Annotated in this window: 13 protein-coding genes; 5 read left to right on the forward strand and 8 right to left on the reverse strand. The window is 44.1% G+C overall.

Features of this window, described 5'->3' with window-relative positions:
* Nucleotides 1–41: 41 nt before the first annotated feature.
* Nucleotides 42–917, reverse strand: a complete 876-nt coding sequence (locus tag HUW51_RS15120) for an alpha/beta hydrolase (protein WP_185270470.1) — start codon at nucleotides 915–917, stop codon at nucleotides 42–44.
* Between the two features lie 248 nt (nucleotides 918–1165).
* Here HUW51_RS15120 and HUW51_RS15125 point away from each other — a divergent pair, with 248 nt between their 5' ends.
* Nucleotides 1166–1774: a hypothetical protein gene (locus tag HUW51_RS15125; RefSeq protein WP_185270471.1), complete on the forward strand. Its 609-nt coding sequence runs from the start codon at nucleotides 1166–1168 to the stop codon at nucleotides 1772–1774.
* A gap of 131 nt (nucleotides 1775–1905) precedes the next feature.
* Here HUW51_RS15125 and HUW51_RS15130 read toward each other — a convergent pair whose 3' ends face one another.
* Together HUW51_RS15130 and HUW51_RS15135 are read right to left on the reverse strand one after the other, a co-directional pair.
* Nucleotides 1906–2328, reverse strand: coding sequence for an iron chaperone (locus HUW51_RS15130; RefSeq protein WP_185270472.1), 423 nt, complete (start codon nucleotides 2326–2328; stop codon nucleotides 1906–1908).
* A 41-nt stretch (nucleotides 2329–2369) separates the two neighbouring features.
* Nucleotides 2370–2861: a VOC family protein gene (locus HUW51_RS15135; protein WP_185270473.1), complete on the reverse strand. Its 492-nt coding sequence runs from the start codon at nucleotides 2859–2861 to the stop codon at nucleotides 2370–2372.
* 393 nt (nucleotides 2862–3254) lie between these two features.
* Between HUW51_RS15135 and HUW51_RS15140 the strand changes: the two genes are divergently transcribed.
* Nucleotides 3255–4430, forward strand: coding sequence for a glycoside hydrolase family 5 protein (locus tag HUW51_RS15140; RefSeq protein WP_185270474.1), 1176 nt, complete (start codon nucleotides 3255–3257; stop codon nucleotides 4428–4430).
* Nucleotides 4431–4736: 306 nt separating this feature from the next.
* Here the strand turns inward: HUW51_RS15140 and HUW51_RS15145 are convergent, their stop codons facing one another.
* A complete protein-coding gene (locus HUW51_RS15145) occupies nucleotides 4737–5627 on the reverse strand; it encodes an NmrA family NAD(P)-binding protein (RefSeq protein WP_185270475.1) in 891 nt (296 codons plus the stop codon).
* A gap of 92 nt (nucleotides 5628–5719) precedes the next feature.
* On the opposite strand from HUW51_RS15145, the gene HUW51_RS15150 reads away from it, so the two are divergent.
* Both HUW51_RS15150 and HUW51_RS15155 read left to right on the forward strand, forming a co-directional pair.
* On the forward strand, nucleotides 5720–6079 hold the full coding sequence (locus HUW51_RS15150; RefSeq protein WP_185270476.1) for a winged helix-turn-helix transcriptional regulator: 360 nt from the start codon (nucleotides 5720–5722) through the stop codon (nucleotides 6077–6079).
* A 254-nt stretch (nucleotides 6080–6333) separates the two neighbouring features.
* Nucleotides 6334–7218, forward strand: coding sequence for a 3-keto-disaccharide hydrolase (locus HUW51_RS15155; RefSeq protein ID WP_185270477.1), 885 nt, complete (start codon nucleotides 6334–6336; stop codon nucleotides 7216–7218).
* A gap of 119 nt (nucleotides 7219–7337) precedes the next feature.
* On the opposite strand, the gene HUW51_RS15160 is transcribed toward HUW51_RS15155, so the two are convergent.
* The 4 genes from HUW51_RS15160 to HUW51_RS15175 all read right to left on the reverse strand — a co-directional run bounded on the left by HUW51_RS15160 (nucleotide 7338) and on the right by HUW51_RS15175 (nucleotide 12009).
* Nucleotides 7338–8321 carry a TIM barrel protein gene (locus HUW51_RS15160; protein WP_185270478.1) on the reverse strand — a complete coding sequence of 328 codons (984 nt, stop codon included), beginning with the start codon at nucleotides 8319–8321 and terminating at the stop codon, nucleotides 7338–7340.
* 187 nt (nucleotides 8322–8508) lie between these two features.
* On the reverse strand, nucleotides 8509–9453 hold the full coding sequence (locus HUW51_RS15165) for an N-acetylmuramoyl-L-alanine amidase (RefSeq protein WP_185270479.1): 945 nt from the start codon (nucleotides 9451–9453) through the stop codon (nucleotides 8509–8511).
* Between the two features lie 304 nt (nucleotides 9454–9757).
* The gene (locus tag HUW51_RS15170) at nucleotides 9758–10678 is read right to left on the reverse strand and encodes a DUF808 domain-containing protein (protein WP_185270480.1); all 921 of its coding nucleotides are present in this window, start codon (nucleotides 10676–10678) and stop codon (nucleotides 9758–9760) included.
* Nucleotides 10679–11151: 473 nt separating this feature from the next.
* Nucleotides 11152–12009, reverse strand: a complete 858-nt coding sequence (locus HUW51_RS15175; RefSeq protein WP_185270481.1) for a DUF6515 family protein — start codon at nucleotides 12007–12009, stop codon at nucleotides 11152–11154.
* A gap of 355 nt (nucleotides 12010–12364) precedes the next feature.
* On the opposite strand from HUW51_RS15175, the gene HUW51_RS15180 reads away from it, so the two are divergent.
* Nucleotides 12365–13126 carry a ThuA domain-containing protein gene (locus HUW51_RS15180; protein ID WP_185270482.1) on the forward strand — a complete coding sequence of 254 codons (762 nt, stop codon included), beginning with the start codon at nucleotides 12365–12367 and terminating at the stop codon, nucleotides 13124–13126.
* Nucleotides 13127–13288: the final 162 nt, after the last annotated feature.

Below are 13288 nucleotides of genomic sequence, written 5' to 3' on the forward strand. Positions count from 1 at the left end.
AACATTATTCTGCAATCAACCCGAAATTTTAAAAATTCAAATTAAACCCCGTAGTGCTCCCGCAGAATATTAACAAAAACTTCCATGTTATGCGACCACGGAATATGCCCGCTACCCGGAATAAAAATAATGGGAATGGTGGGATAACGCCGCATTACGCATCTTTTACTTTTGCCATAAATATCGCGGGCGCCGTAGGCAATGGTTAACTTATATTCCGGAATAATTTTTTCGGGCAGCAAAGGATATTTTAAAATAGCTTTAACAGTTTGGTTAATGGCTTTGGCTTTAATGCAATCCAAGGCAAACTTTTCGGTGTAGGCTTCGGTAAAGCCCCGGCTAAAATTACGCAGCGCCTGGCTGTAAAACTTCTGGTACGCTTTATCGCTACCCAACAAGCCCAGCCCCGACTCTGCTTGCATGGCTACCCATTCGGTATAGCTGCTTTTATTTTTGTTGTAATCGGCAATTTCCAGCATGGTGTCTTTCCACTGTTTGCCGGTACCGGTAGCGGGACTGCATAAAAACATACTTAACAACCGTTCCGGGTGCTGTTGGGCATAAACCTGGGCGTACAAGCCGCCCCACGAATGCCCAAATAAATGAAATTGCTCTAGTTTAAAATAATCGGCCAAACAATTAACATCCGACACGTAACTTTCCAGCGAAAAATCGTTTGATTTGGTGGGTGATTGGCGTGTGCCCCGCTGGTGAAAGTCGATGATTTGGTAATGCGCTTGTAAATATTTCGTGATAAAGCTTAAGCCTTCGGGCACGCCGGGGCCCCCGTGCAATAAAATAATGGTTTCTTTGTCTTTATTCGGGTAAAAACGAGTAAATAAAGTAGTATCCTTATTCTGAATCAGCAATTCTCTGGAGCGTTCTTGTTCTACCACGGGCGTTTCTATTCTATTCAAATTTCGGAGCTTTTAACCTTCGGTTCAATTTGGAAAATTTTAAAATTAAATGATTCATACGAATCTTAGTTTTCCGGGATTAATAAATAAAACGTAATTGAAAAATAAAGATTTTATAGGCTCTATTTAATAGCGGAATATACTTTAACCAAGAAATATAAAAGAATATGAAAGTGCTTAAAAGCCAGGCTAGAAGAGCTTGGATAAGAGAAAACTACCGCTTAATTTGAGTCAAATTTAAAAAATACATGCATCGACTGAAAATTTACTTTATCTGGTGCTGCCTGGCGGCCGCTTTTATAGCTTGTGATAAAAAAGAAAATGCGTCACCCACCGCTAACCAGGATTACATTCCTACCACAGCCGGCTCTACGTGGTCGTACGGAGGCAGTATGCCGTACATCTTATCGGCTACCGGCCAAACCAAAGAAATTAATGGTAAAACTTATTTCGAGCTGGAAACCAAACAAGGCACTAATATTAGTAAGTCGTACATTAACCATGAAAAAAGCGTGTATACGGCCGTGGGCCTGGTACCTAACCTGGGCGACGTAGAAGTAATGTTGTTAAAAGAAGAAACACCCGTTGGCAAACCCTGGGAGCAAACTACCAATTTTAACGGCGTTGATACTAAATTAACTTTTACCATTCTGGAGAAAGATGTAAGTAAAGTAGTAGAAGGTAAAACCTACCAGAAAGTAATCCACGTGAAAATGACCGTGAATTACACCTTTATGGGAGTAGATTTAGGTTCTAACTTAGCTTCGGAGTTGTATTTTGCTAAAGGGGTTGGGCTTATTTTATCTGATTTAGGTACTTACGGGCAATCGGCTTTGCTGAACTACGACGTAAAATAAGTATTTCGCCAGCTAGGGGAGCTAGTACTAGTTGTAGCTGGATAACGTAAAACAAAAAGCAGCGGCTGTAAATAGCTGCTGCTTTTTTGTTTTATAACTAACCATCGTCATTCTATAACTTCAGCCTCAGCCTAAATCGAAGCTTTCCTGATTTTATTCTTTGCTGTTAGCTTTTTTAAAGCATCCAGTTCTTCGTTTTCCTGCAAGCGTAATTGCACAATTCGCCGGATCAGATCGTTGGGTAAAGGTTTTTGAAAAGTAAAATGAATGGTAGCACCCGCTGTTTTAAAGCCCCGTAACTCCGAAGCAAAAATTTTTAAAATTTCTTTATTTATCACGAACAATGAGCAATGATTTTTATAACCGGCAAAGTAAACGACTGGCCCCAGGTACTTATAACCAGGAACCTGGTAGCTGATTACTTCTTGGGCCAGCGGAGCCGTTGCCCGAATAACTTGCCTCACGTTTTCTAGTGTTAATTTTACCGCTTCCGGAAAAGCCTGTAAATACGCGTCTACATCGGGGGCAATGGGGGAAGTAGCAGTTGCTTTCATCCGGTAATTTAATGAACAATTGGCATTTTTTACCGGAAAATTTATGTTGTTTTAGCCGGTTCTGCTTCGGCGGCCCGGATTAAAGCGGGTATATCAATTTTACTCATTTGCATCATGGCTTGCATCACGCGGATCGATTTTTCCGGGTCGGGGTGCTGCAGCAGTTTGGGTAACACCGGTGGCACTACTTGCCACGATAAACCGTATTTATCTTTCAGCCAGCCGCATCTGCCGGGTTCGCCCCCAGCCGAGAGTTGCTCCCACATGCTATCAATTTCGTCCTGGGTTTCGCAGTTCACCACAAACGATATGGCTTCCGTAAATTTGTATAGGGGGCCGCCGTTTAAAGCCACAAAGTCCTGGCCGTTTAAAGTAAAAGACGCTGTTAATACACCTCCCGCACCATTGCGCACCACACTGTTTATTTTCGAATTTTTAAAAATAGAAGTATAAAAATGCATGGCCTCTTCGGCCTGGTTATCGAACCATAAAAAAGGGGTAATTTTCTGTGGGCTGTTTGTGGCTTGTTCCATGATTAAGTTTCTTTTATTTGTTTGTACAAATATGAGCAAACAACAACTGATTTTAGGGGTACAAAAACGACAAAGAATGGGGTAATTGCGGCAGAATGAGTAAAGGGATATTGGATGTTGGATATTAGACACTAGACACTAGATATTAGATTTACAAACGGCCGTATGTAAGGTTTAAATTTGGTGTCCATCATATTTAATTAAAGTTGTCGAGTTTTAAAATACGCTAGGTGTAATTTATAAAGTTTTGGTTTAAAAGCTTGCATCTGGGGCCTGGTAATTCCGGAAAGTTAAGGTGAGTGGGGGCTTAACCATATACTGTTTTCTGATTTTTAAATTTTTTGCTTTCCTCTGATTTATTTAGTTAATTATCAGATTAAACGGTTCAAAATCATGCGACTATCTGTAACTTTAAACGGGTATTGGGCTAAGCTGCCACTAGTAATTTGGTTATGCTACGGCATAGGTTTGTTTTTCTTTTGCGGTCTGGTTCAAGCAAAGACCAAAACGGGAAGTACTACGCCCTTTGTTATTAAACGGGGTACCAATATCAGCCATTGGCTGTCGCAAAGTACGCGGGTAGGGGCCGAACGAAAAGCTTTTTTCACGGAAAAAGACGTGGCCAATATTGCGGCTCTGGGCTTTGATCATATCCGGTTACCTATCGACGAAATGCAAATGTGGAACGAAGCCGGCCAAAAAGAGCCCGAAGCTTTTGCTTTGTTGCACGATGCCTTAAAGTGGTGCCAGAAATACAAACTTAAAACCGTAGTGGATTTGCACATTCTGCGGTCGCATTACTTTAACGCCACCGAAAAACCTCTTTTCACGCAGGTAGCGGCCCAGGAACGTTTTTACCAGTGTTGGCGCGATTTATCAGGAGAGTTAATAAAATATCCGATTACCCAGGTTGCTTACGAGCTCATGAACGAACCTGTAGCCGATGATCCGGAAGATTGGAACAAAATTGTGGATAAAGCCATTGCGGTTATCCGGGCGAAAGAACCCCGCCGGATTATTGTGGTAGGCTCTAACCGCTGGCAATCGCACGAAGAATTTGATAAATTACGTATACCCGCCAACGATAAAAATCTGTTATTAAGCTTTCATTATTACCTGCCTTTTTTGCTTACCCACTACCAGGCCAGTTGGACTAAAATTGCTGCCTACAAAGGACCGGTGCATTATCCGGGCCGCACGGTTACCGACGAAGAACTGGCCGCGCTACCCGCCGACATGGTTAGCCTGATTACAGATAACGAAAAGAGCCGGATTAAAACGGTATATAACGCCGCTAAATTTCAGGAAGATTTTCAAAAGCCCCTGGATTTTGCCCGTAAGCACGGTTTAAAGTTGTACTGTGGTGAATGGGGCGCGTTAAATACCGCTCCCAAAGCCGACCGGTTGCGCTGGTACCAGGACATGGTAACGGTGCTGGAAAAAAATAATATTGCCTGGGCTAACTGGGATTACAAAGGCGGCGGCTTCGGCTTCACGAATGCGCAAGGAGAAAACCACCAACCCGAAATGATTAAGATTTTAACGGGTAAAGACGTAACAGCAAAATAAATTAATCCCATCCGGAAGAAAAACAAGTTTTGTTACGTCCGGAAAATCAAAAATTTAAAAAAAAGGAGCTTATGCCCCTTTCTTAATTCTTATTCTAATTATATGGCGAGCGTCCACGCTCGTGATGATCATCGTCCGGCCTCTGGACGGTTGGAAATTGTTGTAAATTTAAAAAGGCTAATCTATTCGCCCGGCCGGAGGCCTACCAGATAGTAGACACGAGCGGGACGCTCGCGCCAGCAGTAAATTTTTAAAAAACAATTTTAAATCATAATACCGACCAACTTAACAGCTCTGCCTTACACATTAAGCATTGTTATAAGCCTGGGCAAATGCGGGAGCAAAAGATTCAAGTTTGGTTTTGCTTAAAGTAATGGGTTTTTGTTGTTGGTATTCCGCCGCCATTTCGCCGCTGCGCAAGGCGGCGCCCATATCGGTGTAATGTTTAGCCATTTCTTCGGGTAAGCCGTTTTGGATCATGGCGGCTTTGGTGTCTTCATCCGAAAAATCGACCCAGTGCAAGTCGGGTTTACCTACCGCATTTCCCAGAACAGCGGCAATTTCGTGCGTAGTGCGTTCGTCGGACACCACGTAGCGGATGCTTTTGCCGGTAAATTTTAAATTTAACAGTTCTTCGGCAGCAGCTTCGGCAATATCGCTGGTATCTGCCAAAGCCAATTGTGTATCGGCACCAAAGTTACCGCCAATAATGCCCAGGTGCTTTACCATGCCGGCATTGTTTAAAAAGTTGTAGTAAAAATAACCGGGGCGCAAATGTATTACGTTCACGTTTTCCAGCTCATTTAAAGCTTGCTCTACGTAATAGATGCCACTTACCGGGCCACAACCTTCGGGCATGTGCGCACCAATGCTGCTCAGGTTTACCACGTATTTTACTTCCGCTTCCCGGATGGCTTCGGCATAATTTTTACCTACCTGAACAATGTGTTCCAACCAGCCACCGTTGCTAAAAAACGGGGGCACCATGGTATAAACCGCATCGGCGTTGGTAAAGGTTTTAGTTAAAAAAGCAGTGTCATCTACGGAGCCGATAGCGGCGGTAGCGCCTAATTTTTCGATGTCAGCGGTTTTGTCGGCATTGCTGCTGATAATGGTTACCTGGTGGCCGGCCTGAATTAATTGCTGAGCCAATGGTTTGCTGATGTGTCCTAAAGAACCGGTTACAACGTATTTCATATTTTTATATTTTTTTGATTTTATGATGAGCCAAAGGTATATTTGTACTTACTTTTTTACAAGTACTTACCCCAAAGTAGGTGACTCCGCACATGACGAAAATCAAAGAAGCTTCCACAAACCAGAGTAATAAAAACACGGCCTTGTTTGCCTGTCCGGTAACTTTTACGCTTACTAAAATAGGTGGGCGCTGGAAACCATTAATTATTTATAACTTACTCGATGGCCCGAAGCGCTACAGCGAATTACGAAAACAGATACCCGCTATTACCGAGAAAATGTTGATTCAGCATTTAAAAGAATTAGAGGCAGATCAACTCATCAGCCGGCATGCTTTGGCAGTGGTGCCGCCGCACGTCGAATACCGCTTAACTCCCGCGGGGCAGGAACTGGGACCGGCCATGAACGAAATGGCTAACTGGGGTTTTAAATACCGCGAGCCCGGTTTATAATTTTAAAATTTAAAAAATTTAAAATTTCAGTTTGCTTTTTGGCTTCTACCGGCAATAAGCTGCAAGTAGGTGGCACGGCGCACAATTTTACCATATAAAAATAAATTTATACCATAAACCGGCTGGTTGATGTGCTTACTTTTGATAATAATTAACTCATTCATTACGAGGTAAATAACTCTTGATTTTTTAGTTATCAAGGGCTGCTGTTGTATTGGGTTGGGTTCCGAAATTATCTAAAAATTTTAAGGCACATGAAAAAAATAGCCGCGCTTCTATCTGCTTTTTGGCTTTGTCTCGTGGTAGGTTTAAGTTCTTTTCAGCCCAAAGAAGATTGGGAAAACTTACTCGACAAAGATTTAAGTAAGTGGGAAATGTATTTGAGTTACCGTCACAAACCGGGTTATAAAGGCGAACAGCCCAAAGATGCCGATGGCGTAGCTATTGAGCCAATTGGCTACAACAAAAACACCAGCAATGTATTTACCATGACCGAAGAAAAAGGCAAGCCGGTTTTGCGGATCAGTGGCGAAATTTATGGCTGCGTGTTTACCAAGCAAGAGTACGAAAACTACCATTTAAAACTAAAAGTAAAATGGGGAGATAAAAAGTGGGAGCCCCGCACCCAATTACTCAAAGACTCCGGGGTATTGTATCATTCTATTGGTGAAAGCGGCAAAGATTATTGGCGCTCCTGGATGCTGGGGCAGGAATTCCAGATTATGGAAGGCCACATGGGCGATTACTGGACGATTGCTAATTCCGCCATTGATATTCGGGCCTTTATTCCGGAAGGCGACATGAACACGGTGGCAAGCGCCAAGCAGCCTTTTTTACCTTTGGGCCGGGGCACTAACCTAAGCGGTTTTTGCCTGCGCAGCGAAGATCACGAAAGCCCTAACGGCGAGTGGACCGATATTGAATTAATTTGCTACCAGGATAAAAGTTTGCACATTGTAAACGGCCACGTGGTAATGGTGCTGCAAAATTCGCGGTACGTGGAGGATGGGAAACAAATTCCGTTAACCAAAGGCAAACTGCAACTGCAAAGCGAAGCCGCCGAAGTATTCTACAAAGACGTAAAAATTAAAAAACTGCCGGAATTGCCTAAAAAGTACGCGGCGTATTTTGCTAAGTAAAAATTTTAAAAATAAACCCGATTCATAAACCTGCTAAAGTTTACGAATCGGGTTTATTTTTAAAATTTTTGATTGAAACAATTTAAACTATCATCAGAAAGCCCAAATTGATAGCTTAGTTAAGCCTTATAAATACTGCTTTTCAGCCACTTTACGCTGCTGGCGGGGTCGTCTATGGTTTTAGCGCCATCTTGTTCAATAAAGGTGTGTTGCACACCGGATAATTTCGAATTTTCATACACCCGTTTAAAATCAAACTGGCCGGCCCCGAGCGGGCAGGGTCGTTTGGTATTCGGGTCAATGTCTTTCACGTGCCACAAGGGAAAACGGTTAGGGTATTGTTTAAACATGGCTACCGGGTCCATTTTGGCCATAAAAGCCCAGGCCAGGTCCAGTTCCATAAATACCTCGTTCTTGTTGGTTTGCGTTAAAATATAATCATACGCACTTATGCCATCTACTTTGTCGAACTCCGATTGGTGATTGTGGTAGGCAAACCGCATTTTGTTTTTGCGAGCCGCTTCGCCGGCTTTGGCAAATATTTCGGTGGTTCGTTTAATCTCGTCCATGGTAGATTCGGCGGAGCTGGAACAAACAACCCAGGAGCAACCTCCTTCGGCAGCTTCGTCTACAATTTGCTGCAGATTATCGGCCAGGTTGGTGCGCGGACCACCGGGAGGCGTTGGACGGTTGGCGTTCGTGGGTGGCGTAGCAATAGCTCCTACGGCACCATTAGCCGCTGTAGGTGGGGCAGCGGTCCGGTTGCGGGGCAAGCCGCCGTAGTGGTTGGCGATCCAGGTCATGCCGTTGTCTTTTACCATCGTACCAAATTCCTTGGCTTTGTGCCCGTAGTACAGGCCGCTAGCGGTACCGGTGGCCGTTTCCAGTTCTTTAATCCCCATGTCGGCAATTTGCTTTAATACCGCTTTGGTATCTACATCGGGGCTGTTCCACAAAAAGTTTAAGGTATAGGTTTGTATACCAATGGGCGGGTATTTAGCTGCCAGGTTAGCCAGCAAAGCATTGGCTTTGCCCAGGCCAGGTAGCAGGCCGGCAACGGCCAAAGCACCGGTCGTTTTTAAAAAAGTACGTCTGTTATACATGCATTTTAGGTTAGAGTAAATCGAGCGATTAGGTTAAAAGTAAACAAGGCACCGGGAGTAAACCGGCGTCGGATAAGTAAGTTAAGCGATTATTTTTAAATTTTAAGAAATTTCCGGGTTAGCCATTTAATAAATCCTGAGTACTATTTTTCCGGATTATTTTTTGAATTTAGGTAGGAGCGTAGGGCTATAAGTACTTCCGGTAGAGGTTATACAGCACTTGTTGATCGAAGGGGGTTAAAATAGCGTTTACCTCGGTCTGGATAAAATGCAGCTTAAAAGCTTTGATGGCTGACGCCGGGTCTGTGATATCGTACCCGATAATCCGTAACGCCTCCAAGGCATTAAAATTAGCCGGAACCCCGGGAGCATTTAGCAAACTATCGGCCGGCAAAACCGGGATAGTAGTTACCGCAGTAGCACTAGCCGCTGAGTCGGGTAAAACGGGGGCAAGCAGCAGGGCCGTGGAGTCGGAAACTGGCAATGGGAGTAAGGCATCGTACCATAAACCAAAACCATGTTGCGCCAATAATTGCCAGGGAAAAGTTGCGTTCGGGTCGTTTTTGCGGGTGGGCGCAATATCCGAGTGGCCAATGAAATTAGCCGTCGGAATGTTGTGGGTTTTCTTCAGGGTAGCTAATAATTTTATAAGACTGGTAATTTGCGGTTCGGCAAAAGGTTCGGCGCCGTTGTTATCCAGTTCAATACCCACCGACGAAGAGTTAATATCGGTGTTATTGCCCCATTTGCCGGCGCCGGCGTGCCAGGCCCGTAAATAATCGTTGAGCATGTGGTATATCTTGCCGTTGCGATCAATGACATAGTGCGCGCTTACCTGGGTTCGGGGCTGGGTAAAGGTTTGCAGCGTTTGAGCCGCAGAACTCTGGGCCGTATGGTGAATAACCACGTAGTTGGGCTTACGGATGTTAAAGTTAGTGGTTCCGACCCACAAATCGCCCATTAGTAAGCTATCGGCACCCGGGGTATTTACCGGCACCTGACGCAAACTGCGGGCGAATGCTTTTACTTGCTTTTTATAAGACTTATTAGTGGTAGCGTAAGGGTTGGAGGCACAAGCACCAAAACCAGCAGCCAAGAGTAAAAACCCTGCCCGGATTAATTGTTTCTTCATAAAACCAAAATATTGGCTTAAAGCTAACCATTCGGTTGAAGTTACAAAACGGGAATTAGCCAGAAATTAGATTTAGACCGGCAAAGTTACTCCGGGAGCGGTTTATTCTTTCTTTACGCAAGTTGATCAGGTATTTCAAATAGTCTGAAGAATATCGCCGATAAATGTAGCATCTTCATTAATACCGGCGCTTTCCCCGAAATACTGCTGGTAAATACACCTGGCTCGTGCTTTTAATAACCCAACCAGAATAGGCCAAACTACATCTAAAAATTTTAACCTGCTGTCTAACCCTGAACGGAGCTTATTTTTTAAAAATTTTGCGTACCAGGCTCACAAATTTTTCAATGATAAAGCCCAGGATAATACCGCCAATGGCGCAGGCAAGGGCTTTTACTAACCAGGCAATAGGCGGAACACTTGCCAGCGCATGTTCGATATTTTCTACCAGGTGGTGCAGGAACGGTACCCCGTGCGTAATAATTTCAAAGCCTACCCACAACATGGCGGCGGTGCCCACATAACCTAAAATTTTTAAAAAATGGGGCATAAACTTAACAATACCGCGCCCCAAATTGCGTACCCCAGGAGAGTGGTTTTCTTTGGCCAAGTGCACCCCAAAATCATCGGCTTTTACTATAACACCCACAAACCCATACACGGCAGCGGTAATAAAAACGGCTACGGCTAACAACACGATTATTTGGGTGGCTAAAGGCTGGTCGGCTACCTGGCTGTAGGCAATAGCCATAATTTCGGAAGACAAAATAATGTCGGTGCGTACGGCGCTGGTAACCCTTTCTTTTTCCAGTTCTTCGGGGGTAATTACCTTGGCTGATTCAGCTTCGGTGGCGTGCGCCTCTTCGTGGGGGCTAAATATCGAATGCACTTTCTCGTAGCCTTCGAAACACAGGTAAGCGCCCCCCAGCATTAAAATAGGTTGAATAGCCCAGGGCGCGAAAAAACCCAGCAATAAGGCTGCCGGCGCCAGGAATACCACTTTGTTAATAACCGATTTTTTAGCGATTTGCCAGATAATAGCGATTTCCCGGGCGGGATCGAGGCCCACTACGTACTTGGGCGTAACGGCCGTATCATCAATCACGATGCCGGAAACCTTACCGGTGGTTTTTGCTACCTGTGTCGGAACATCGTCGAGGCTGGCGGCGCTAACTTTTACCAGGGCACCAATATCATCTAATAAAGCAAGTAGTCCAGAAGGCATTTTTTAATTATGTTTTAATTGTGTACTTCAAAGGTAATTGCCTGGCTATTTAGTAGCGTATTTCCGCTAATTTTAATTTACCTGCCTGGCTAACGCAATAAGAATGATTAGTCTGGATTTTTAAATTTTCAACCCAAATTTAGATCGCATTCGTTTTACTATCCGGTGTACTGTTTCTCCTGAACCGGGTTGCCTCATTATTAACTGGAATTAACAGGAACTGGTCGGTTACCAATATAAAGAGCCGCGGCAGCATTCCCAAATAAGACTTTTTTCGCTTAAATTCTTAACCCTGCACGGCTCGACCTGATGACGTAAGTGCTTTAGAATGAAAGATATAAAAAAGGGGGAATAGATATTCCCCCTTTTTGTAAAACTTGTATAGCACAATATCGCTTATTCTTCGGTTATAGCTCCCGCCAGAATCTTAAATTTTTAAAAATTTTTATTTTCTGTTGAGCCAAATTTTTAGCTTAGTCTACTTTAAGCACTTCGTACCAGATTTCGTTGTTGTGCAAAACCGGTTTGTACTGCACACCATCCACCAGGTAATACGTTTCGCCATCGATTACTACTTGCTCGTAGCCATCGGGTATGCTTTCGACTAAGGCGCCCACGGGCGGTTTTACCACTTCGTAGTAGCCGTTATACAGCCGGTAATACGTGCCGTAGTAATAATAATACGGTTCGTAGTTGATAAAGAACCGGGAGTGCCCGTCGGGAATAAACCGGGTGCGCAAGCCAATGGGGGCAGGCACCACCACATACCGGCCCCGATCCGGGCGGTAATAAACCCCGTTATCGTAATGAAAATAGACGCCGCCAAACGCAATGGTAACGCCGGTTCTGGGTACTACCGGTACCACGTAGCCGTAGCGGGGTAAGTTGCGGTAATACCAATTTGGGCTGCGGTAGCGATTAGGTGCGGGGTAATATACCGGCGGGTATGGCCGGGAGCTTCGGTGATTATTGTAAGCTAAATCCCGGTTCCGGTAGTAGTCCGGGTTATAAGCAGAATTGCGGTTTCTATCCGGCCGAACGTAGGTTGGGTGGTCATTCCGGTCGCGATTGTTATTCCGCGACGGGTTATTATTTCGGTTATTTTGATTATTCCGGTTAGGACTATAATCTCTATCCCGGTTCGAGTTATTGTTTCGGTTAGCTTCCCGATCCGGGCGGTAGGTATTCGGGTGATTTTGCCGGTCGGGGCGTTGCGCTAAACCCGATTGCGGCCAGGCCACGCTGCCCAGCAAAGCCAAACCCAGCATAAAACCGGAGCTGTCTTTAAAAAAATTGTTCCAGGAAATACCTGAATGAAATACCTCTTTCATGCTTTAAATAATATATAACCATTAGACTATGCTGCCCACTAAAGGTTTAACGGAAAATTTAAAAATTATTACATATTTGTAAATTTTTTATGGTACCTAAACAGTCTATTACCTCTCTGAAATACAATTATTTGTTGCTTTAAGCTTTGTTGTAGGTTAGTAGAAATTGGCGGGATTAAAGCTTTCTTTTTAAACTTTACCAAAAGCCAGCGGTTCCTGGCTTATTGGTGCGTTTAACTAATTAAGACTCTTGCCATCTATCCAAGAAAATTACTACAGAACAAAAGCCGCCGGGGAGATTAAGGCAGCAAACAAAAAATGATTATCTTCCGCTTTTAAATAATTTAAATCCCTCATGAACAAATTAAAACTTCTACTCTTTTTCGTAGTGCTTCAGTTAGGCATTGCTTTTAACAGCCAGGCGCAAAAACAATTTAAGGTATTACTGGTAACCACTACCAAAGGCTGGCACCACGAGTCGGTGCACGCGGGCGTATTGGCTTTGCAGCAACTGGGTGCGCGTAACTTTTTTGATGTGGTTTTGTGGGAAGACCCGAACGGATTTACGGATAAGTACCTGGAGCAATTTAAGGCCGTGGTGTTTTTAAATACCACCGGCGATATTTTCGACGAAAAGCAACAAAAAGTACTCGAGCGTTTTGTGCAATCCGGTAAAGGCTTTGTGGGCATTCACAGTGCTTCAGACACGGAGTACGAGTGGCCTTGGTACACCAAAATGGTAGGCCGCATGTTTCATATTCACCCCACCATTCAAACGGCTAAATTAAAAATCCTCGATCCTAAATTCCCGGGTTTGCAGGGCTTTGCCGATGATAAACTCTGGACGGAAGAATACTATGAATTTGGCCCGGAAAAAACTACTGGCTTGAATTACATCTTAAGCGTTGACGAAACCTCGTATAATCCTAAAGTGGAGTGGGGCCCGCGCAAAGGCGAAGGCATGGGTAAAGTGCACCCGCTAGCCTGGTACCACAATTACGACGGTGGCCGGGCTTTTTATACGGCTTTGGGGCACTTGCCTACTAACTTCAGCGAACCGGCTTTCTTAAACCATTTACTAGCGGGTATTTTTTGGGCGGCTACGGGTAAGAAATAAAGCAATTTTTTAAATTTTTTTATCTGGCGCAAGTTTTCAAACTCGGGCCTTCGTACCAGGTAAAGTCTGTGCCTTTACTCCGGCTTTAGCCGGAACTCTGAACTGCTTTGACAAGCTGTTAAAAAGCTGTTTTTGAGAAATTTTTAAAATGAAGATAGCTGA

The sequence above is a fragment of the Adhaeribacter swui genome (assembly GCF_014217805.1).
GTDB classification, from domain to species: domain Bacteria; phylum Bacteroidota; class Bacteroidia; order Cytophagales; family Hymenobacteraceae; genus Adhaeribacter; species Adhaeribacter swui.